Source organism: Stenotrophomonas sp. JC08 (assembly GCF_052180205.1).
Taxonomy (GTDB): Bacteria; Pseudomonadota; Gammaproteobacteria; order Xanthomonadales; family Xanthomonadaceae; genus Stenotrophomonas.
In genome coordinates this window covers 1435550-1457208 of sequence record NZ_CP197473.1, presented here as the reverse complement: position 1 = coordinate 1457208, position 21659 = coordinate 1435550, and the positions used below count along the sequence as shown (strand labels likewise).

Here is a 21659-nt window from a genome sequence, read left to right as displayed (position 1 = left end):
CGTCCTCAGCGCGGCATGATCTTGATTCCCGGATCGACAACCGTGTCGCCGATACGGACCTCATAGGGGATCCGGCTGGCGGCCACCACCGGCTTGGCAATGATCGTCAGCTCCTGCCGGTCGCCTACCTGCCGGGAAGTGAAGCGCTTCTGCCCGGCGGCCATACGCAGGTACGCACCCGACAGCGTTCCCGGCGACTCGGTGAAATCCAGCTCGAAGGTTTGCCGCATATCCGCCGTCATACGCCAGACGACCTCGGTGCCACTGCGCACGGTGCACCACTCGGGCACAACCACCGTCCCAGCCGGACTCGACGTCACCTCGACGTAGACCCGCGCGATATCGCTGGCCGGAAGCGTATCCGTACAGCGCGGCGGATCAGCGGCACTTCCGGGCGATACCGGATGGCTGGAACAGGCCACAAGACCACCCAGAACCGCCACGCATACCCACATCCTGTTACTCATGAGCGCAACTCCTGAAGGCGTCCGCCGCCACGGACAGGGGGATCGGATCTCTCCTGTGAATCTGCGGCCATGCCGGCCGAAGCGAAGCGCGGCAACGACAGCAGCGCATCGATGCGCTGTTGTGGAATCCCCTCGCGCAGCGCACTGGCGACACAGGCACGGCTGCCGGCCCGGTCTGCCAGCAGGGTCAAGGTCTGCGCACACCACAAGGCGACTTCGGCCGGCTGCGAACCCAGCTTGCGCGCGGCGTCCAGGTCCTGCAGCGCGCGCCGACGCTCGCCGAGGTTGGCGCGATACCAGGACAGCACCGCCAGTGCGTAGGCATCGTCCTGCCGCACCTGGACATACTCCTGCGCCAGCTGCGCCGCACGGTAGTAGTACGGCTGTGCCTTCGCGGCGGTATCGGGCACGGCGGCCAGCGCATCGGCCAGATTGCCCCAGTGCAGGTAGTCGCCCGGCTCCAGATCGGCGGCCCGGCGGAACAGCTCCGCCGCCACGGCGTATTCGCCTTCATCGAAGCGCATCGCCCCCAGATTGGTCAGCGCGCCGGCATTGGGTTCGATCGACAACGACATCCTGAACGCACGGTCGGCCTGCAACGCGTTGCCCTGTGCCAGATACAGCCCGCCCAGACTGCTCCACAGGCGGCTGTCCTGCGGCTGCAGCAGGGTCGCGGTGAGATAGGCGTCGATAGCCTTGGACAGTTCACCCCGCAGCCAGTGGTGATAGCCCAGCAGACGATGGATCTGCGCATCGCTGGGACGCGCGGCGATCGCCTGCTGGAAGTAGTCCAGCGCCTTGGGCTCCTCACCCTCCTGCGCACCATAGATGCGGGCCAGCCCGACCAGCCCGTCCGCACGCAATGCCGGATCATCGAGGACCTGCCGGTACAGGGTCAGCGCACGTGCGCTCTGTCCACTTACCCGGGCGATTTCCGCCATCGCAAGGTGCACTTCACCCAGGTCAGGGTCCATCGCCTGCGCCTGCGCACAGGCCTGCCGCGCACGTGCGAACGCGACCGCATCACTGACCGTCTCCAGCCGCGCGATTTCAACCCGGCAGATGCCGGCCTGCGCCCGCGCGAAATGTGGATCGGCCACCAGCGCCTCCCGAAAACTGGCCAGCGCCCGCGCATTGCTGTCCTCGCCCACCGGCTGCTGCAGCAACGCCAATCCGCGCAGATAGGCATCGTAGGCATTCACATCGCGGGTGGGCGCCAGACGCCGGGCCAAGCCCGGTGCCTGCCCGGGAATATGTCCCAGCAATGCCTGCACCACCTTGGCGGCGATCTCGCTCTGCACCGCGAACACGTCATGCAGCTGGCGGTCATAGGTCGCCGCCCACAACGTGAATCCGGTCCGCGTATCCGACAGCCGCGCATTGATACGCACCTTGCCGCCTTCGCGACGCACATCGGCATCGAGCAACGTCGCCACCCCCAGGCGGCGGCCGATCCGGCGCACATCGTCCCCGGCCTGCCCCCGGTCCGGATCACCGAGCTGTCGCGCCGCGACCTTCAAGCCCGGCACATTGGCCAGCGCATCGTGCATTTCCACCGCCAGGCCGTCGGCAAAATAGCGGTCATCCACGCTCCCGCTCAGGCTGGTGAACGGCATCACGGCAATCGACGCCTCGCCCACTGCGGGATTGGCCCGCGGCAACTGCAACCACCACCAGCCGCCACCGGCCAGCGCAAGCAGCACCAGCACCAGCCCGGACCACGGCATCCAGCGGCGTGAACGCCACCAGAAAGGCACCGGCAGGTTGGCCGCGCTCTGTCCGTCCACCTGCCACAACACGCGCGGGGCCGGCATTGGCACCCGCTCCGCGGCAGCATGGCCGCTGCCCTGCCCGTCGTCAGGCGGCGTGCCTGCCGGTATCGCCGCAGCACCGGGCACGGCAACCGGCCCGGTGCTGGACTTCAGCACCGTCTCCGCCTCCAGCCGGCCGATGAAGCGGTAGCCGAGACTGTGCTGGGTCTGGATATAGCGCGGCTCATGCGAATGGTCGTCCAGTGCCAGCCGCAGCTGGGCGATGGCGCGGGTCAGCACGCCCGGGGTGACATGCCGGTGGCCCCACACCGCATCCAGCAACTGGTCCCGCGTCACCAGTTCGTCGGCATGCCGCAACAGCAGCAACAGCACCGCGAACGCCTTGGGTTCGACAGAATGGAACTGGCCATCACGGCAGAGCGTGTGTGCCGCCGCGTCCACCACGATGTCGTCGAAACGGTAGCGTTCCAGCGCCTGGCCTGTGCCACCGGGCTCTTGTGTCGCAGCCATCGGCAAGCCCTCATGAAAACCTCAGAAACCAGTGCAATCAGTGTCTGAAGGCTCCGCCTGCCATCATGCTTAATGCTACGCCGAAGCCGATGCTGGTGCTGCGCCCGATCTTCACAGGCGCCCTTCCCCGATGGAGCACCGCCATGTACGCCTTCCCCGACACCCGCATCCCGCTGCCTCAGGTCCTGCTGCACCACCAGGGCAACCGTCCGCACCGCCGCACGCATGTGCGGGACTTCCTGCTGGCCGCGCCGGAGATGGAGCGTTTCAACCTGCTGCTGGCCCGCCTGGACCACACCCGCGCCCCGCTGGAAACCGACCAGCTGGCCACCGCCGCCCGCAACCTTGAAGACGGGGCCGATGATGCCGCCCCGGCGCCCTGCATCCTGCAACGGCTGCAGCTGGCCGGAACCGTGGAGCAGATGCTGCTCGACCCTGACTGGGAGCCGGCCACCGAGGCCGCAGATGAAGCCCGCGAAGTGGTCGACTACCTGCATGCCAGCTGGCAGCTGATTCCCGACACCCTGCCCGGCATCGGCCAGCTGGACCAGGCCATCGTCATCGACACCGCCTGGCCAAAGCTGGTCCGCGAAGTGGACAACTTCCTGGACTACCAGCGCCTGCGCCGGATCGAGGCCATCCGCCAGGAGCGTGACTACGCGGCGGTCACCTTCAACCGCCGGCTGTGGCTGGAAAGCCGTGAACTCGAGGCCCGGCTGCGGGAACACCACAACCGGGTGCGTGAGAGCAGCTACGCGCCACCGTCGCCCAGCTGTTTCCGCGTCCACTGAAGCCACACCATGGCGTGGCCGGCACCTGCCGGGGGCTGGCCACCGCCACGGCCAGGTCTTGCGGGCCGGCGCATCACCGGCAGCCGGGGGTACACGCTGTCAAGCCTTGTTCCCGTCGCCCCCCGCCGCTACGCTGCCTTGGCACACTTCTGGCCCGGCATGTCTACTACTTCCCGTTTCGTCCATCTGCACGTCCACACCGAATTTTCGATGCTGGACTCCACCATCCGCGTGCCCGCCAAACCGGATCAGGCCGATCCGAAGAAGGCCAAGCAGCCCAATCTGCTCAGCCGTTCGGTGGAAATGAAGGCCCCGGCACTGGCCGTCACCGACCTGAACAACCTGTTCGCGCTGGTGAAGTTCTACAAGGCCGCCGAAGGCGTGGGCGTCAAACCGATCGCCGGTACCGACCTGCTGATCGCCGAAGACGGGCAGGACCCGTGGCGGATGACGCTGCTGTGCCGCGACCGCGAGGGCTACCTGAGCCTGTCGCGGCTGCTCACCCGCGCCTGGATGGAAGGCCACCGCAATGAAGGCGGCGTGGCGGTGCATCCGCAGTGGCTCAAGGACAGCTGCCAGAATCTGTTCGCGCTGGCCGGGCGCCAGAGCCTGGCCGGCCGCCTGGCCGCCGAGGGCCGCCACGATCTGGCCGAACAGCAGCTGGCCGACTGGCAGCGCGTGTTCGGCGATGGCCTGCATCTGGAGCTGACCCGCACCGGGCGCGACGGCGAGGAAGCCTTCAACCAGTTCGCGCTGATGGCCGCCGGCCAGCGTGGCCTGCCGGTGATCGCCAGCAACGACGTGCGTTTCCTGGCGCCGGAGGATTTCGACGCGCACGAAGCGCGCGTGTGCATCTCCACCGGCCGCGTACTGGATGACCCCAAGCGTCCGCGCGAATACAGCCGCGAGCAGTACCTGAAGTCGCCCGAGCAGATGGCCGAGCTGTTCGCCGACATCCCCGACGCGATCGACAACACGCTGGCGCTGGCACAGCGCTGCAACCTTGAGATGCGGCTGGGCACCTACTTCCTGCCCAACTACCCGGTGCCCGACGACGAGACCCTGGACAGCTGGATCCAGAAGATGTCGCGCGACGGCCTGGAAGAGCGCCTGCAGAAGAATCCGCTGGCGCCGGGCATGAGCCGCGAGGACTATTTCGAGCGGCTCGAATTCGAGCTCAGCACCATCATCAAGATGGGTTTCCCCGGCTACTTCCTGATCGTGGCCGACTTCATCCAGTGGGGCAAGAACCAGGGCATCCCGATCGGTCCGGGCCGTGGTTCCGGTGCCGGCTCGCTGGTGGCGTGGGCGCTGAAGATCACCGATCTGGATCCGCTGCCCTACAACCTGCTGTTCGAGCGCTTCCTCAACCCCGAACGCGTGTCGATGCCCGACTTCGACATCGACTTCTGCATGGACCGCCGCGACGAGGTGATCGACTACGTCGCGCGCAAGTACGGCCGCGAGCGCGTCAGCCAGATCATCACCTACGGCACCATGGCCGCCAAGGCGGTGGTGCGTGATACCGGCCGCGTGCTGGGCTTCCCGTACGGGCTGGTCGACGGTGTTTCCAAGCTGATCCCCAACATCCTCGGCATCCACCTGAAAGATGCGCTGGGCATGGGCAAGGAAGGCGCCAATTCGGAAATGGCCTCGGCCGAACTGATCGCCCGCTACGAGAGCGAGGACGATGTCCGCGACCTGATCGACCTGGCGTTGCAGCTGGAAGACCTGACCCGCAACGCCGGCAAGCACGCCGGTGGCGTGGTGATCGGGCCCGAGCCGCTGAGCGAGTTCTGCCCGCTGTATGCCGAACACGACGAAGGCGGCCTCGGCAAGAACCCGGTCACCCAGTTCGACAAGAACGACGTGGAAGAAGTGGGCCTGGTGAAGTTCGACTTCCTCGGCCTGCGCACGCTGACGATCATCGACTGGGCGGTGAAGGCGATCAACGCCCGCCACGAGCGCGCCGGTATCCCGCCGGTGGATATTTCCGCGATCCCGCTGGACGATGCGCCGACCTACAAGGACATCTTCGCCAACGGCAATACCGGCGCGGTGTTCCAGTTCGAATCCTCGGGCATGCGCCGCCTGCTGAAGGACGCGCGCCCGGACCGTTTCGAAGACCTGATCGCGCTGGTGTCGCTGTACCGCCCCGGCCCGATGGACCTGATTCCCTCCTTCAACGCGCGCAAGCACGGGCAGGAGGAAATCATCTATCCCGATCCGCGCACCGAAGCGATCCTGAAAGACACCTACGGCATCATGGTGTACCAGGAGCAGGTGATGCAGATGGCGCAGATCGTTGGCGGCTACTCGCTGGGCGGCGCCGACCTGCTGCGTCGCGCGATGGGCAAGAAGGTGCCGGCCGAGATGGCCAAGCACCGCGAGATCTTCCGCGAAGGTGCGGCCAAGGACGGGGTCAGCGAAGCCAAGGCCGATGCGATCTTCGACCTGATGGAGAAGTTCGCCGGCTACGGTTTCAACAAGTCGCACGCCGCCGCCTACGCGCTGGTCAGCTATCAGACCGCGTGGCTCAAGCGTCATTACCCGGCCGAGTTCATGGCCGCGACGCTGTCCTCGGACATGGACAATACCGACAAGGTGGTCGGCTTCCTCGACGAGGTCCGCAACCTGGGCCTGACCGTGCTGCCGCCGCGCGTGAACGAATCGGCCTACATGTTCGAGGCCGCCAACGCCGACACCATCCGCTACGGCCTGGGCGCGATCAAGGGCGTCGGCCAGGGTGCCTGCGAGGCGGTGGTGGAAGAGCGCGGGCGCAAGGGCGAATACGCCTCGCTGCTGGATTTCTGCACCCGCATCGAATCGGGCAAGCTCAACCGCCGCACGCTGGAGGCGATGATCAACTGCGGCGCGCTCGATGGCCTGGGCAAGAACCGCGCGACCTTGATGCTGCAGTTGCCGGAGGTGCTCAAGGCCACCGAACAGATGGCACGCGAGAAGGCCTCCGGGCAGAACTCGCTGTTCGGCGCGCCCGATCCGGTCAACACCGCCGCACAGCTGGATCTGCCGGAGAGCCGCGAGTGGCCGCTGGCGCAGCTGCTGGGCGCCGAGCGCGAGACACTGGGCTTCTACCTCAGCGGCCATCCGTTCGATCCGTACGCCAGCGACGTCAAGGAGCTGGTCGGCACCGACCTGGGCGCGCTGGACAAGCTCGTCACCCCGGCCCGGCCCTCCAAGGACGGCGAGAAGCCCGCCTGGCGCCAGGAATCGCCGGTGATCCTCGCCGGCATGGTGGTGGGTATACGTCGCAAGGGCGACAGCCAGGTATTCATGACCCTGGAAGACGGCAAGGGCCGGGTGGAATGCAGCGCGTTCTCCGATGGCCTGGCCGAGTTCGGCCACTTGATGACCCGCGACCGCATCCTCGTCGTCAAGGGTGGTCTGCGCGAGGACGAGTTCAACGGCGGCTACGCGCTGCGCATCCGCCAGTGCTGGGATTACGAACAGCTGTGCGCCGATCACGCCGTCCGCCTGTCACTGCGCGTGGACGGCCGTGGCGGCGCGGTGTGGCAGCGCATCGATACGCTGCTCGCCGCACACCGTCCCGGACGTACGCCGCTGCGTCTGGACCTGCTGCTCAAGGGCAGCTCCGGCAGCATCGCCGGCATGCTCGACCTCGGCGGCAGCGGCGCGGTACGCGTGAGCACGCAACTGCTCGACAGCTTGCGCGCGGATCCGGCGGTGCGCCGGGTCAAGCTTTCCTGCAGCCCGCCGTGGGCCAACTGATTGTCCGCACGCACGCGTACGGGCTGTCCCGACGCGTTCGGCTACACTTCCCTCCTTTCATTGCTGACGGTTTCCGATGAACCCGAACTACCTCGATTTCGAACAGCCCATCGCCGATCTGGAAGCCAAGATCAAGGACCTGCGCAGTGCCAGCGCCGGCCCGGCGGTCAATGTCGAGGCCGAAGTAAAGACCTTGGAAAACAAGCTGCGCCTGCGTACCGCGCAGATCTTCCGCAACCTCACCTCGTGGCAGGTGCTGCAGGTCGCGCGCCATCCGTCGCGCCCGTATCCGCTGGATTACATCCGCATCTTCTGTGATGAATTCCAGGAACTGGCCGGTGATCGCGCCTTTGCCGACGACAAGGCCATCGTCGGCGGGCTGGCCCGCATCGGCGGCCGTCCGGTGATGCTGATCGGCCACCAGAAGGGCCGTGACACCAAGGAAAAGGTCAAGCGCAACTTCGGCATGCCCAAGCCCGAGGGCTACCGCAAGGCGCTGCGGCTGATGAAGATGGCCGAGCGCTTCAAGCTGCCGGTGCTGACCCTGATCGATACCGCCGGCGCCTGGCCGGGCATCGACGCCGAGGAGCGCGGGCAGTCCGAAGCCATCGCCCGCAACCTGATGGAGATGGCCGAGCTGAAGGTGCCGGTGATCTGCACGGTGATCGGCGAAGGTGGCTCCGGCGGTGCACTGGCACTGGGCGTGGGCGACCGCACGCTGATGCTGGAATACAGCGTCTACTCGACCATCAGTCCGGAAGGCTGCGCCTCGATCCTGTGGAAGGACGCCGGCAAGGCCAAGGACGCCGCCGAGCAGCTGGGCATGACCGCGCCGCGCCTGAAGGCGCTGGGCCTGGTCGACAAGGTGATCCGTGAACCGATCGGCGGCGCGCACCGCAATCCGACACAGATGGGCAAGCGCCTGAAGGCGGTGCTGCTCAACGAGCTGGATGCGCTGGAGAAACTCTCCACCGAAGAGCTGCTGGCCAAGCGCTATGCACGTCTGCGTGGCTATGGCGCCTACGACGTCGCCTGACCTCGAAGCAGCCTGATCCCCAGAGCATGAAAAGGCCGGCATTGCCGGCCTTTTCATTGCCCGTTGTTCGCTGCACTCAGAACGGTTTGGCCAGCACCAGATAGACGATGGCGATGAACAGCACCAACGGCAGTTCATTGAACCAGCGCAATGCCCGCGCCGACGGCAGTGCCCTGCCCTTGGCGATGCCCTTCAACCAGCGGCCGGTGAAGATGTAGTAGACGAACAACAGGGCCATCAGCCCGAGCTTGGCATGCAGCCAGCCGCTGCCCATGGCGACCATGGTCGGGAAGTCCGGCAGCACGCGGTAGCCCAGCCACAACACCAGCCCCAGCACGAAGGCGATGCCGAACATCACATGGCCGAAGCGGTACAGGCGCCGTCCCATCAGCTGCAGCCGCTCGACCACAGCCACCTGTCCCGAGGCTTCGGCGATGTTCACCAGGATGCGCGGCAGGTAGAACACCGCTGCCATCCAGGCCACCACGAACACGAGGTGGAAGGTCTTTACCCAGAAATACGATTGCATGCACTGGCTCCATTGCCGGCGTAGGATGGGCACCATTTTCGCCGATCCACCGCCGACACGCACATGCAGGAAAAACAGTACGACGCCGCCTATTTCCAGCGCTGGTATCGCCGTGGCGATATCGGCGGCGCCGCGCGTCTTGCCCGCAAGGTGCAACTGGCCGTCGCCACCGCCGAGTACTACCTGGAGCGTCCGCTGCGCAGTGTGCTGGACATCGGCTGCGGCGAAGGTGCATGGCGCGCGCCGCTGTTGAAACTGCGCCCGAAGCTGCAGTACATGGGCTTTGACAGCAGCGAGTACGCGGTGCGCCGCTACGGCCGCACGCGCAACCTGCATCTGGCCGGCTTCGGTGACTTCCAGTGGCTGCGCCCGTGCGCACCGGTCGACCTGCTGGTGTGTTCGGATGTGCTGCACTACGTGCCTAGCCGCGAACTGCGGCAGGGATTGCAAGGCCTGGCCGAGCTGTGTGGTGGCCTCGCGTTCCTGGAGACCTTCACCGCCGAGGACGAGTTCCATGGCGACCACGAGGGCTTCCAGTCGCGCCCTGCCAGCTGGTATCGCCGACAGTTGCGCCACGCCGGCTTCCAGAGCGTGGGTTCGCATTGCTGGCTGGGGCCGACCTTCGATGAGGATGTCGCCGCGCTGGAACAGGGCCGCTGAGCGGCCATACTTGCGTTTAACGCCAGCGGTGCGATAGTGCGCTATGCTGCACGGCACCATATGACTGTACATATCCGCACGGCATGCTCTATCAACTGCACGAACTGACGCGCAACCTGCTTGCCCCCTGGGTTCATCAGGCGCAGGCCAATGCGGCATTCTTCAACAATCCGGGGCACTGGTGGTCATCGATGCCCGGTGCCGATCGCCTGGCAGCGATGAACGAGCTGTTCCACCGGATCGGCAAGGATTACGAAAAGCCCGAATGGGGCATCCACGAGCTGGAGCTGGAAGGCGAGATCGTCCCCATCGCCCAGCTCACCGAGATCGAAAAGCCGTTCTGCAAGCTGCTGCGCTTCAAGCGCCACAGCAACGAGGCGTCCAAGGTCGAAGAGCTGCTGGCCCAGCCGATCGTGCTGGTGGTGGCGCCGCTGTCCGGCCATCACGCCACGCTGCTGCGCGACACCGTGCGCACGCTGCTGCGCGACCACCGCGTCTATGTCACCGACTGGATCGACGCGCGCATGGTGCCGGTGGAGCAAGGCGAGTTCGGCCTGGAGGATTACGTCGAATACGTGCAGGAATTCATCCGCCACCTCGGCGCGGAAAACGTGCACGTGATCAGCGTCTGCCAGCCGACCGTGCCGGTGCTGGCGGCGGTGTCGCTGATGGCCAGCCGTGGCGAGACTACGCCGCGTTCGCTGGTGATGATGGGCGGGCCGATCGATGCGCGCTGCAGCCCCACCGCGGTGAACAACCTGGCCACGCGCAACCCGCTGTCGTGGTTCGAGAACAACGTCATCCACACCGTGCCGGCGCCGTTCCCCGGCCAGGGCCGGCGCGTGTACCCGGGCTTTCTGCAGCACGCCGGTTTCGTGTCGATGAATCCCAGCCGCCACCTGATGTCGCACTGGGATTTCTATACCGACCTGGTCAAGGGCGACCTGAGCGATGCCGACGCCCACCGCCGCTTCTATGACGAATACAACGCGGTGCTGGACATGCCGGCGCAGTTCTACCTGGATACCATCGAAGTGGTGTTCCAGCAGTTCCTGCTGCCGCGTGGCGAATGGTATGTGCGTGGCGAACACGTGGATCCGTCGGCGATCCGCACCACCGCGCTGCTGAGCATCGAAGGCGAGCTGGACGACATCGCCGGCCTCGGCCAGACCGAAGCGGCGCAGGCGCTGTGCACCGGCATCCCGGCCTCGCGCCGCAGCCATTTCATCGTCGAAGGTGCCGGCCACTACGGCATCTTCAGCGGCCGCCGCTGGCGCGAGGTGGTGTATCCGACGGTACGGGATTTCTTTGCCCGCCATGCGCAGCCGCACACGGCAGGCAAGCCGCGCAAGAAGGCCGTCATCAACAGCAACGTCACCCCCCTGCGCCGCCCCGCCCAGCGCTGAGGGTTGCTCCTGCACTGGAAGTTTCTCGCCGGCAGTGCAGGCAGCACAGCAAGGCCCCGGCATATACCGGGGCCTTCTGTTTCATGACACCGCCTTCAGCCCGACCACACCGATCACGATCACGCCCAGGCTCAGCAACCGGGCGCTGCTGCGCGACTCGCCGAAGAACAGCATGTTCACCAGCACCGCCGCCGCGGTGCCCAGGCCGATCCATACCGCATAGGCCACGCTCAGCTGCAGGTAGCGGAACGACTGGTACAGCAGCGCGAACGAGGCACCAAAGCCGCCGAAGAACGCCAGCGCGTTGAGCACAGTCCTGCGCTGGCTGTAGCGTTTCAGCCCCACCACGCCGACTGTTTCCATCACTGCGGCCAGCACCACCAGAAACCAGCCCATCTCACGCCTCCTGCCCGGTTGCCGCAGCTCGCGCGGCTTCCCGGCCGTCGGCCAGCTTGAGTGCGATCACTCCCGCCACCAGCAGCGCCATGAAACCGCCCTTGGCGGCACTGAAACTGCCATCGAACAGGAAGATGTCCATCAACGCCGCACCCACCGTGCCCACCGCCGCGAACACCGCGTACACGGTGCCGGTCGGCAGGGTTTCGCAGGCGCGTGCCAGCCATTGGAAGTCCACCAGGATCACCGCGATGATCGGCAGCCAGTGCCACCATGCCGATGCCACGTTGAAGCCATAGACCCAGACCAGCTCGAACACGCAGGTCAAGGCAACGTACAACCAGCCTTTACCGGCCATGTCGTTCTCCTCTGTAGATATATCCGTCATGCAGCGCATGCTGCAGGTTGTGATCAGCCGCGCTGGCGCCCCAGTCCCGCACGGATGAAGCGCTCCAGCTCCGCCCGGTGCGCCTGCGCCTGCTCCGGCGCGGTGGGTGCGTACAGGTAGACCTGCTCGGCCGCCGATTCGATCGCTCCGACCAGCACCCGGGCCGCATAGCGCGGCTGCACGTCCGCATCGATCACGCCGCCGGCATGCGCCTGCTCCAGCACCTGCTGCAACCAGTCGTACAACGGCGCGTAGATGGCCTCCCAGCGCCGCATCTCATCGGTCTGGGTCATGCCGCTGTACAGCAGCGCCATCACCTGGTGCTGCTCCTCCACCACGGTGAAGATCGCGGCGGCCAGGTTGTCCAGCTGCGCCGCCGGCGACAGGCCGTCCAGTTGCGCGCGCAGGCGCAGCAGCATCCGTGCAACCACCTGCTCGGCAATTCCCCCCATCACCGCCAACCGCGACGGGAAATACAGGTAGTAGGTGCCCTGGGCGATGCCTGCACGTTTGACGATGTCCGAGACGGTGGCTTTCTCCACCCCCTTTTCACCGAACACCGCAATGGCGGCCTCGATGATGGCGCTGCGCTTGTCCACGATTTCACTCATGACTGACTGTCAGTCATTTTATAGGAGCGACCTGCCGGATCAAGGCAGGCGGGGGCTGCGGGTCAGCGCGGAGTTGGAAATCCCTGCCGATCCGGTCGACCGGCATCGGCGCAAAGACCCGCCCGGCCAAGCTTTCCAGCCGCACGCGGAAGCCGGAAGCGGCTGCACCACTTGTTCCCGCGCACGCAATTGATGCCAGAACTTCGGCCCTGGACAGCCATCAACACGACGGGGGAAGCATCGCCTCCCCCTCCCTCATGCCGCCCGCTGCCGAATCACAGCCGCACAAGCAGGTGCTTGGCCATCGCCCCGTGCAACTTGCCGATGCCCCGCGCCAGATGCAGGGTGGCGATCAGCAACAGGGCCCCCAGCGTCACCAGCAGCGGCCACAGCCACATCGCATTGCCCATGTTGACGCCATCGACCCAGATGCCAATCGGCTGGTCGAACAGCAGCTGCGCCATCGGCGCGAACGCCAGCCCCAGTGACAGCGACAACAGGGTGGTCGCCACGCTGAAATAGATAATCCCCAGTGGCAGCATCAGTACGAAATACAGCAGCGTCAGCCAGGTGCGGCTGTCGGAAAACATCACCCCGATGCGCTGCATCCAGCCCTGGCTGCGGTCGGTATAGGCCGGCCGGCGCGGCATGCGTACGCCAAGCAGGGTCTCGATGATGCGGCCCTCCAGCAGCGACAGCACCCGCACCGAGCCCAGGAACAGCAGCAGGATCGGAATACCGATGATCAGGATCAGCAACGACAGCGACAACGACATGCCGGTCATCACCCAGGTGAAGAAGAAGGTGCCGGTCACCAGCGACAGCAGCATGTAGAACAGCGCGCCGTAGGTATGGGGATCGAGCACCACGCCGAACACGCGCATCAGCAGCGAAGGCCCGCGCACCGTCGGTGGCACTGGCGCGGCCTCGGCAGCGGCGGCATCCGGTTGCGTCGTTGCCGCTGCCACGGCGGCCGCCATTACCGGCATCACCGGCTGGGCGCTGGGACGTGACGTGCGCAATGCACGGTTCACCGTCACCTCGGTCTCGCGGTAGATATCGGCCACCTCTTCCGGGGCGCCGTAACTGCCGGCGACACCGGCAATCACCTCGGCTTCGCTCTTGCCGGCCTGCTCGGCCAGCTCCGAACGCAGGTATTCCTCGGCGTCGTACAGCGCATCCTGGATCATCGCCGGGTCGGCATCGGCCAGGGCTTCGCGCAGCTGCTGCAGGTATTCGGCAATCGTGGTCGGCAAGGTGCGTGTGTGCGTGTCGGTATTCATCAGCTGATCCCTTCCAGTACGGACTCGACCGAGTCGCGGGTGGCATTCCAGGCGGCGACCCATTGCCGCAATGCGGCACGACCGTCGTCGTTGATGCGGTAATAACGCCGCGGCGGCCCCGCCACCGACGGCTCGATATGACTTTCCAGCAGCCCTGCCGCTTCCAGATTGCGCAACACCGGATACAGCGCACTCTGCTTGCCACTCAGAACGCCCTGCCCGATCCGCTCCAGCTCCTTGGCAATCAAGTACCCGTACTGCGGTTCCGGCGCCTTGGCCAGCACCGCCAGCAATGCCAGCGACACCGTGCCGGTGCTCAGCTCTTTCTGGAATTTCCGCAGCTGGGCGTCGAGATCGCTCATGCCCCTCACTCCCACAGCTAATGTTGAGTTGATACTAGTGTCTACTCTGCTATAGCGGATGTGCCGATAGTCACTGCGTCCATGACAAGGCGCTGGCCCGAACGCCCGGTAATCACGCAGAATCGACCTACACCCGTTCAGGAATGTGCCCGATGACGCTTCGCCGTTCGCTGTTGACCCTGGCCTTGGCCCTGGCCTCATTCCCGCTGCTGGCCGCCGACGCCCCGGCCAAATACCGAAGCGCGCAGGAGATCATCGACGCCTCCCCGGCCAGCGACTGGCACACGCCCGCCCCGGAAAATCTGCTCTATATGGACGTGGAGGGTGGCCGCGTCATCATCGAGCTGGCCCCGGAATTCGCCCCCGAACACGTCGGCAACATCCGCACGCTGGCGCGCGAGGGTTTCTGGAACGGCACCAGCATCTACCGCTCGCAGGACAACTTCGTGGTCCAGTTCGGCGATGCCGACGCCGATGATGCCGCCAAGGCCAAATCCATGGGCAGCGCCCGGACCCACCTGCCGGCCGAGTTCCAGCGCCCGGCCGAGGGCCTGGACTTCACCGCCCTGCCCGACCGCGACGGCTGGGCCGCGCAGACCGGTTTCGCCGGTGACTTCGCCGTAGGCAGCGATGGCCAGCACAGCTGGCTGACGCACTGTTATGGCACCCTCGGCGCTGGCCGCAACAACGAAGAAGACAGCAGCCTCGGCGCCGAGCTGTATGTGGTCATCGGCCAGTCACCGCGCCAGCTCGACCGCAACATCACCCTGGTCGGGCGTGTGCTCAAGGGCATGGAACTGCTCAGCGCGATCCAGCGGGGTCCCGAGCCGATGGGCTTCTATGACGAGGCCAGCCAGCGCACGCCGATCACCGCCATCACCCTGGCCAGCGAACTGCCGGCCGGGCAACGCGTCCCGCTGCAGGTGCTGCGTACCGACTCGAAGACCTTCGCCGATACCGTGGAAGCCCGCCGCAACCGTGTCGATGGTTTCTACAAGCGCGCCGCCGGCCATATCGACCTGTGCAACATCCCGCTGCCGGTGCGCACCGGTGCTGCCGTCAAGTCACATTGAGACCGGCGGCAGCATGACATTGGTCAAGGTGGCAGACGGATGGCGCAGTACATTCAGGCTGTTCCCACCGGAGACTTGGACATGACCGATACATGGCTCGAAACGCTCATCACCGATACGCCGCAGGCCGGCTTTGAACTGGCGATCACCCTCAGCCGCCGCGGCGTCAAATACACCCAGCCCGATCCGGCCATGCTGAAGAAGCTGCGCCCGGAGTACGCCGACTCCGCCGATGGCCTGACCGCCGCCTCGCACGTCATCGCCGTCAACTTCCAGACCGTGGCCGCCGCCAACAACTACTGGCGCCGCTGAGCATTCCAGCGCGCGGACGCCATGGGCCGCGCGCTGCTTCACGTCCCTTTGCGCACATCCGGCCGAAGCTGTGGCTCCCCCGCCTGGAGCACACCCATGCCCCTGCTGCGCATCCGTATCATCGGCAATGCCGACGACACCCTGGCCGTCACCGCCCTGCTGCAAGGTCTGGAAGGCATCGAGCACGTCGAGGAAACCGACGACCTGATGACGCACTTGGACGATGAGGATTCCAGCTCGGCCGGCCTGTCCGACGACATCGGCCCCGGCATCCATGAACTGGAAGTCCATGTCGGCAACGACACCACCACGCAGCGCGTGCGCGATGCAGTGGAACTGCTCGCCCGCGAACGTGGCGTGGTCATCGAATACGAACACGACGAAGGTTAAAGCCGGCAGGGAATCCCGCCGGGCGGCTTGCACTACCGGCTGGCGCCATCAAAACGGCTGATTTCCAGCGCCTCCAGATCCACCGCCGGCACGCAGCGCAGGTTGACCGCCACCGTCGGCACACCGGTACGCGGGTCCACCGCTTCACTGAACGGCGCCACGCCGCAGACACGGCAATGGTGATGGTCGATATGGCCGCTGTTGAAGCGGTAGCTCTCCAGATCGGCCGGATCACTCTTCAGTTCGAACGCATCGCGCGGGCCGAACCACAGCAGCGAACCGCGTCGCCGGCAGATCGAGCAGTTGCAGGACAGCGCGCCGGTGATCGGCTCGCCGGATTCGAACGCGAACGCGATGCGCCCGCAGTGACAGCTGCCTTCGTAGTGCATCGCCTTGCTCCGTGGTTGCCTGTGGCGATGGTAAGCCAATGGCAGGGGCGCCGAGGTCGCCAGCGGGCGATACTCGGCCATCAACCCAGCAACAGGATCACCCATGCGCAAGCATCTGCTCGCCGCCGCCCTGCTCGCCAGCCTGGCCGGCTGTACCAGCGAAGCCCCGACCACCCCGTCCGCCGCCACCGAGCAGGCCGGCCAGAGCCAGGCCGATGCACAGTTCGCCGAACTGTCCAAGAAGGCGCTCGATACCTGGATGCAGCTCTCGCCGGTCAGCGCCACCCAGATCGGTGATCACCGCTTCGATGCCGAGCTGGACGATGTCAGCGCCGCCGGCCAGCAGAAGAATCTGGAAGCGAGCAAGGCGCTGCTGGCCGATCTGGAAAAGATCGACGTGAGCAAGCTCGGCCGCGAGAACCAGGTCGATGCCGCCATCCTGCGCAACCAGCTGCAGTCGGATATCTGGAGCAACGAGACCCTGCAGTCCTGGCAGTGGGACCCGCAGGTCTACAGCGGCCTGGCCGGCAGCGCCATCTACGGCCTGATGGCGCGTGAGTTCGCGCCGCTGCCCGAGCGCCTGACCTCGGCCACCGCACGCATCGAGAAGATCCCGCAGATCTTCGCCGCCGCCCGCGCCAACCTCGATCCGGCGCGCGTGCCCAAGATCCACGCCGAAACCGTGGCCAAGCAGAACAAGGGCATCCTCAGCCTGGTCGACACCTTCATCACCCCGAACATCGGCCAGCTCGATGCGGAGGGCCAGCAGCGCCTGAACGCCGCCATCGACGGCCTCAAGGCCGCCGTGGCCGAACAGCAGACCTGGCTGGACACCACCCTGGTGCCCAACGCCAAGGGCGAGTTCCGCATCGGCGCCGAGCGCTACGACCAGAAGCTGAAGTTCTCGTTGAATTCCTCGCTCTCGCGCGCCGAAATCGGCGAGCGCTCACGCGCCGAACTGGCCCGCGTGCGCAAGGACATGTACGGCATCGCCCAGGTCGTGCTCAAGGACAAGCCCGGCGCACCGGAAATGCCGGCCGAGCCGACCGACGCCCAGCAGCAGGCCGCCATCGAAGCGGCGCTGGAACTGGCCTATGCCGACAAGCCGGCCCGCGACAAGGTGGTCGAAGACGCCAAGGCCGCGCTGGACCATTCCACCGCGTTCGTGCGCGAACACGACCTGATGACACTGCCCGACGCGCCGGTGGACATCATCCTGATGCCCGAATTCCAGCGCGGCGTGGCCGTGGCCTACTGCGATTCGCCCGGCCCGCTGGACAAGAATCTCAAGACGTTCTACGCCGTCTCGCCTATTCCCGAAGACTGGAACGACAAGCAGGTCGATTCGTTCCTGCGCGAATACAACAGCCGCATGATCCACCTGCTCTCCATCCACGAGGGCACGCCGGGTCATTATCTGGAAGGCTGGCACTCCGGCAAGTTCCCCTCCACCCTGCGCGCGGTGCTGCGCTCGGGCCTGTTTGCCGAAGGCTGGGCGGTCTATACCGAACGCATGATGCAGGAACAGGGTTATCTGGATAACGATCCGCTGTTCCACCTGGTGCAGCTCAAGTTCTACCTGCGCACCATTGCCAACGCCATCCTCGACCAGGGGGTGCACGTGGACAACTGGTCGCGCGAGCAGGCCATGCACCTGATGACCCACGACGCCTTCCAGCAGGAAAGCGAAGCGGCGGGCAAGTGGATCCGCGCCCAGCTCACCTCCGCGCAGCTGCCCACGTATTTTGTCGGCGCGCAGGAACACTTCGACACCCGCAAGGCCGTGGAAGAAAAACAGGGCGCCAACTTCAACCTGAAGGCCTACCACGACCAGATCCTGTCCTACGGCGCCCCGCCGGTGCGCTTCGCCCGCCAACTGATGCTGGACCAGCCGATCGAGTAAGGATTGGTTTCAGCGGTTGGACAAGACAAAGGCCCGGGTTTTCCTGGCCTTTGTTGTTTGCTGATATGCATCCGTTCACGGCGTCACACCCACTTATGCAGGTGAACCCTTGGCACGTTGTCCTGACCTGCGCGCCGCCTACAATTCCTCCACTGCATAACAATTCATCACCACGGGAGACGGCTCCAATATGGAGACAAACGCAATTCTGGCGTGGACGCTGGTATCGGAATGCCCGATCCCGCAAGACGTGAACGACATCCTCGTGTCCGGCGAGACCGCGGTGGCGGCCTACAAAACTTTCCGTGACTCAGCGGTGTTCACCAACAAACGGTTGATCGTGCGCGACGCGCAGGGCATCACTGGCAAGAAGGTGGAGATCTATTCGCTGCCGTACTCTTCGATCTACATGTGGTCTTCGGAGAACGGCCACGGCCTGTTCAATTTCAACTCCGAGATCGAACTCTGGACCAAAGCCGGCCATATCAAGGTCAACCTCAACAAGGGACTGGATGTCCGCCGTCTGGACAGGCTGATCGCCGATGCCGTGCTGGGCAGCACTGCATCGCCGGTCAGCGGCAACACTCAAGCGGTGCCCGGCAACCCTCCACCATTGCCATAACCGGACGGAGAGCATGGCTTTGCTAATCGCAACAGCGGATAGAGGCAGTACAGGCTTGGGCATGGGTTGGTTTTGGCGGTACTTCTGCGAGGGGACGAACCATACCCGCCCACATACCGCCAAAGCTACCGCCAAAATCTTGAGACTCAGGCGGATTACGCCAGACCATCCCAGAGCTACAGGCACAAAAAAACCCGCTAAGTTGCGGGTTTGATTGATGTTTCTGGACTTCTCTGGACTATGCCGGAGCACCCATTGGTGCCGAAGGTGGGACTCGAACCCACACGCTTTTAAGGGCGGCGGATTTTGAATCCGCTGCGTCTACCGATTCCGCCACTTCGGCTGGCAGGCGGGGAAGTATAGCCGAGCTTTCAGTGGTTGGGCAGGTGGAATGCGAGGATTTTTCAACACGCTGCGCCATCGGCCAGCTGTGCTCGAAGGCCCTCGCAGTCCACCGGGATCAGCCCCGCAATGGTGGGGCCTTCCCTGCTGCGTTCGTGCCTATGCGCCGCTCACCCACCTCGGCGAGCGCGGGCGAAGGCATCGGCAAGCGCATTGTTCGCAGGCGGAGTCGAAGTGCCGGCACGTCCGCCACCTGACGTTCCAGCGCGCGGGTTGCTGTTCCGGCTGCCAGCATCACGACGGGGATTGCCGCCCTGCCTCTCATTGCGCTCGCCAGATTTGGCCGCGCCCGGCACATCATCCAGGCGCCGGGTCAGGGCGATGCGCTTGCGCGCCACATCCACTTCCAGCACCTTGACCTTGACGATATCGCCAGCCTTGACCACATCGCGCGGGTCCTTGACGAAGGTGTCCGACAGCGCGGAGATGTGGACCAGGCCATCCTGGTGCACGCCGATATCGACGAACGCACCGAACGCGGCGACGTTGCTGACCACGCCTTCCAGGATCATGCCTTCGCGCAGGTCCTTGATGTCCTCCACACCGTCGGCAAAACGTGCCGCCTTGAACTCGGGACGTGGATCGCGGCCGGGCTTTTCCATTTCCTTGAGGATGTCGCGCACGGTCGGCACACCGAATTTTTCGTCGGTGAACTGCTCGGCCTTCAGGCCGCGCAGGTAGCTGCCGTCACCCAGCAGCGCCTTGATCGGACGATCAGCGGCGGCGACGATGCGCTCCACCACCGGATAGGCCTCCGGATGCACGGCCGAGGCATCCAGCGGCTCGTCACCATCGGCGATGCGCAGGAAGCCGGCACACTGCTCGAAGGTTTTTTCGCCCAGGCGCGGCACTTTCAGCAGTTCCTTGCGGCGCTTGAACGGGCCGTTCTCATCGCGATGGCGCACGATGTTCTCGGCCACGCTGGAGGACAGCCCCGACACGCGCGACAGCAGCGCGGCCGAAGCGGTATTGACGAACACGCCGACGGCATTCACGCAGTCCTCCACGCGCGCATCCAGCGCCTTGGCCAGGCGGTACTGGTCCACATCGTGCTGGTACTGGCCCACGCCAATGGCCTTGGGTTCGATCTTGACCAGCTCGGCCAGCGGGTCCTGCAGGCGGCGGGCGATGGAGACGGCACCGCGCAGCGACACGTCCAGCTCCGGGAACTCGCGCGCGGCGAATTCGGATGCCGAATACACCGAGGCACCGGCTTCACTGACCACGATCTTCTGCAGCTTCGGATTGGCGCAGGCGCTGATGACCTCACCGGCCAGCTTGTCGGTTTCGCGGCTGGCGGTGCCGTTGCCGATGGCGATCAGTTCGACGTTGTGCTTGATGCACAACTGCTTGAGCGTCTGCAGTGACTGCTCCCACTGCCGGCGCGGCTCGTGCGGATAGATGGTGTCGGTGGCGACCAGCTTGCCGGTGGCATCGACCACGGCGATCTTGCAGCCGGTGCGAATACCCGGATCCAGTCCGAGTACGGTCTTGGGGCCGGCCGGTGCGGCCAGCAGCAGATCCTTGAGGTTGTCACCGAACACGGCGATGGCCTCGGCCTCGGCCTTCTCGCGGGCCTGGTTGAACAGGTCCAGCAACAGGTGCATGTGCAGCTTGGCGCGCCAGGTCAGGCGGCAGGCATCCAGCAGCCAGCGGTCGGCGGCACGCCCCTTGTCGGCGATGCCGGCATTGAGGGCGACGCGACCTTCGGCGTACTGGTGCCCGGCTTCGGCATCGCTGCCGGGGTCGAGTTCCAGAAACAGGAATTCCTCGCGGCGGGCGCGGAACAGCGCCAGCAGGCGGTGCGACGGAATCTTCGCCAACGGTTCGGCATGGTCGAAGTAGTCGCGGTACTTGGCGCCTTCGGCCTCCTTGCCTTCGACCACGCGGGCGCGGATCACGCCGGTGTCGGCCAGCCACTGGCGCAGCTCGCCGACCAGCGCGGCATCCTCGCCCCAGCGCTCCATCAGGATGGCGCGCGCGCCCTCCAGTGCGGCCTTGGTGTCGGCCACGCCCTTGTCGGCATCGACAAAACCGGCGGCGAAAACCTGCGGGTCCAATGACGGATCGGACAGCAGGCCATCGGCGAGCGGCTCCAGCCCGGCCTCGCGCGCGATCTGCGCACGGGTGCGGCGCTTGGGCTTGTACGGCAGGTACAGATCCTCCAGCCGCGACTTGGTATCGGCGGCGAGAATCTCGCCACGCAATTCGTCGCTCAGCTTGCCCTGCTCTTCGATACTGGCCAGCACCGTCGCACGACGGTCTTCCAGCTCACGCAGGTAGGTCAGCCGAACTTCCAGATTGCGCAGTTGGGTGTCATCCAGACCACCGGTCACTTCCTTGCGGTAGCGGGCGATGAATGGAACGCTGGCGCCCTCGTCCAGCAAGGCGATGGCGGCCTTGGCCTGGGCTGCCTGGGCACCGATCTCGTCGGCGATGGTTTGGGCGATCTGCTGCGCGAGCTTGCTGTCCTGCATGGAATCCAGTGGCTACCGCTATCCGGGGAAACCGCATTCTGGCAGCCTGCTCCTGGGCATGAAAGGCATTGACAGGAGCGTTATCGGTACACCGCGACCGGTGCGTGGTGCTGTTGCCGCCACTGCGACG

At 65.5% G+C, this 21659-nt stretch carries 20 protein-coding genes and 1 tRNA gene; 10 read left to right on the top strand and 11 right to left on the bottom strand.

Annotation, left to right across the window (positions count from 1 at the left end; genetic code table 11):
• Nucleotides 1-5: 5 nt before the first annotated feature.
• Together ACSBPQ_RS06680 and ACSBPQ_RS06675 are read right to left on the bottom strand one after the other, a co-directional pair.
• Complete coding sequence (locus ACSBPQ_RS06680) at nucleotides 6-467, bottom strand: hypothetical protein (protein WP_442684248.1); 462 nt, start codon at nucleotides 465-467, stop codon at nucleotides 6-8.
• The gene (locus tag ACSBPQ_RS06675) at nucleotides 464-2749 is read right to left on the bottom strand and encodes a winged helix-turn-helix domain-containing protein (protein ID WP_442684247.1); all 2286 of its coding nucleotides are present in this window, start codon (nucleotides 2747-2749) and stop codon (nucleotides 464-466) included. The genes ACSBPQ_RS06680 and ACSBPQ_RS06675 overlap by 4 nt, the downstream gene beginning before the upstream one ends.
• Nucleotides 2750-2892: 143 nt before the next feature.
• Here ACSBPQ_RS06675 and ACSBPQ_RS06670 point away from each other — a divergent pair, with 143 nt between their 5' ends.
• The 3 genes from ACSBPQ_RS06670 (at nucleotide 2893) to ACSBPQ_RS06660 (ending at nucleotide 8326) form a co-directional block, all read left to right on the top strand.
• A complete protein-coding gene (locus ACSBPQ_RS06670; protein WP_442684246.1) occupies nucleotides 2893-3540 on the top strand; it encodes a hypothetical protein in 648 nt (215 codons plus the stop codon).
• Nucleotides 3541-3699: 159 nt separating this feature from the next.
• Nucleotides 3700-7290, top strand: coding sequence for a DNA polymerase III subunit alpha (gene dnaE / locus ACSBPQ_RS06665; RefSeq protein ID WP_442684245.1), 3591 nt, complete (start codon nucleotides 3700-3702; stop codon nucleotides 7288-7290).
• A 76-nt stretch (nucleotides 7291-7366) separates the two neighbouring features.
• Nucleotides 7367-8326, top strand: coding sequence for an acetyl-CoA carboxylase carboxyltransferase subunit alpha (locus ACSBPQ_RS06660; RefSeq protein WP_442684244.1), 960 nt, complete (start codon nucleotides 7367-7369; stop codon nucleotides 8324-8326).
• Nucleotides 8327-8402: 76 nt separating this feature from the next.
• On the opposite strand, the gene ACSBPQ_RS06655 is transcribed toward ACSBPQ_RS06660, so the two are convergent.
• Nucleotides 8403-8855: a CopD family protein gene (locus ACSBPQ_RS06655; RefSeq protein WP_442684243.1), complete on the bottom strand. Its 453-nt coding sequence runs from the start codon at nucleotides 8853-8855 to the stop codon at nucleotides 8403-8405.
• A 63-nt stretch (nucleotides 8856-8918) separates the two neighbouring features.
• On the opposite strand from ACSBPQ_RS06655, the gene ACSBPQ_RS06650 reads away from it, so the two are divergent.
• Nucleotides 8919-9515 carry a class I SAM-dependent DNA methyltransferase gene (locus ACSBPQ_RS06650; protein WP_442684242.1) on the top strand — a complete coding sequence of 199 codons (597 nt, stop codon included), beginning with the start codon at nucleotides 8919-8921 and terminating at the stop codon, nucleotides 9513-9515.
• Nucleotides 9516-9598: 83 nt separating this feature from the next.
• Nucleotides 9599-10921: a polyhydroxyalkanoate depolymerase gene (locus ACSBPQ_RS06645; RefSeq protein ID WP_442684241.1), complete on the top strand. Its 1323-nt coding sequence runs from the start codon at nucleotides 9599-9601 to the stop codon at nucleotides 10919-10921.
• A gap of 81 nt (nucleotides 10922-11002) precedes the next feature.
• On the opposite strand, the gene ACSBPQ_RS06640 is transcribed toward ACSBPQ_RS06645, so the two are convergent.
• From ACSBPQ_RS06640 to ACSBPQ_RS06620, 5 genes are all read right to left on the bottom strand, one after another.
• Nucleotides 11003-11317, bottom strand: coding sequence for a DMT family transporter (locus ACSBPQ_RS06640; protein ID WP_442684240.1), 315 nt, complete (start codon nucleotides 11315-11317; stop codon nucleotides 11003-11005).
• Between the two features lies 1 nt (nucleotide 11318).
• On the bottom strand, nucleotides 11319-11675 hold the full coding sequence (locus ACSBPQ_RS06635) for a DMT family transporter (protein WP_442684239.1): 357 nt from the start codon (nucleotides 11673-11675) through the stop codon (nucleotides 11319-11321).
• Nucleotides 11676-11728: 53 nt separating this feature from the next.
• Complete coding sequence (locus ACSBPQ_RS06630) at nucleotides 11729-12316, bottom strand: TetR family transcriptional regulator (RefSeq protein ID WP_442684238.1); 588 nt, start codon at nucleotides 12314-12316, stop codon at nucleotides 11729-11731.
• Between the two features lie 275 nt (nucleotides 12317-12591).
• The gene (locus ACSBPQ_RS06625) at nucleotides 12592-13599 is read right to left on the bottom strand and encodes a sensor domain-containing protein (protein WP_442684237.1); all 1008 of its coding nucleotides are present in this window, start codon (nucleotides 13597-13599) and stop codon (nucleotides 12592-12594) included.
• Entirely contained in the window at nucleotides 13599-13961 is a 363-nt protein-coding gene (locus tag ACSBPQ_RS06620; RefSeq protein ID WP_442684236.1) for a PadR family transcriptional regulator, read from the bottom strand. Before ACSBPQ_RS06620 ends, ACSBPQ_RS06625 begins: the two co-directional genes overlap by 1 nt.
• 152 nt (nucleotides 13962-14113) lie before the next feature.
• Between ACSBPQ_RS06620 and ACSBPQ_RS06615 the strand changes: the two genes are divergently transcribed.
• The 3 genes from ACSBPQ_RS06615 to ACSBPQ_RS06605 all read left to right on the top strand — a co-directional run bounded on the left by ACSBPQ_RS06615 (nucleotide 14114) and on the right by ACSBPQ_RS06605 (nucleotide 15736).
• Nucleotides 14114-15034: a peptidylprolyl isomerase gene (locus tag ACSBPQ_RS06615; protein WP_442684235.1), complete on the top strand. Its 921-nt coding sequence runs from the start codon at nucleotides 14114-14116 to the stop codon at nucleotides 15032-15034.
• 81 nt (nucleotides 15035-15115) lie between these two features.
• A complete protein-coding gene (locus ACSBPQ_RS06610) occupies nucleotides 15116-15346 on the top strand; it encodes a hexameric tyrosine-coordinated heme protein (protein ID WP_442684234.1) in 231 nt (76 codons plus the stop codon).
• Nucleotides 15347-15442: 96 nt separating this feature from the next.
• Entirely contained in the window at nucleotides 15443-15736 is a 294-nt protein-coding gene (locus tag ACSBPQ_RS06605; protein WP_442684233.1) for a hypothetical protein, read from the top strand.
• A 32-nt stretch (nucleotides 15737-15768) separates the two neighbouring features.
• On the opposite strand, the gene ACSBPQ_RS06600 is transcribed toward ACSBPQ_RS06605, so the two are convergent.
• On the bottom strand, nucleotides 15769-16125 hold the full coding sequence (locus tag ACSBPQ_RS06600) for a GFA family protein (protein WP_442684531.1): 357 nt from the start codon (nucleotides 16123-16125) through the stop codon (nucleotides 15769-15771).
• A 103-nt stretch (nucleotides 16126-16228) separates the two neighbouring features.
• On the opposite strand from ACSBPQ_RS06600, the gene ACSBPQ_RS06595 reads away from it, so the two are divergent.
• Nucleotides 16229-18028, top strand: coding sequence for a DUF885 domain-containing protein (locus ACSBPQ_RS06595; protein WP_442684232.1), 1800 nt, complete (start codon nucleotides 16229-16231; stop codon nucleotides 18026-18028).
• Between the two features lie 250 nt (nucleotides 18029-18278).
• Nucleotides 18279-18650, top strand: a complete 372-nt coding sequence (locus tag ACSBPQ_RS06590; protein WP_442684231.1) for a PH domain-containing protein — start codon at nucleotides 18279-18281, stop codon at nucleotides 18648-18650.
• A gap of 256 nt (nucleotides 18651-18906) precedes the next feature.
• On the opposite strand, the gene ACSBPQ_RS06585 is transcribed toward ACSBPQ_RS06590, so the two are convergent.
• Nucleotides 18907-18993 (bottom strand) — tRNA-Leu (locus ACSBPQ_RS06585).
• 169 nt (nucleotides 18994-19162) lie between these two features.
• Nucleotides 19163-21529 (bottom strand): Tex family protein, encoded by a 2367-nt coding sequence (locus ACSBPQ_RS06580; RefSeq protein WP_442684230.1) that lies wholly within the window; start codon nucleotides 21527-21529, stop codon nucleotides 19163-19165.
• Nucleotides 21530-21659 lie beyond the last annotated feature (130 nt).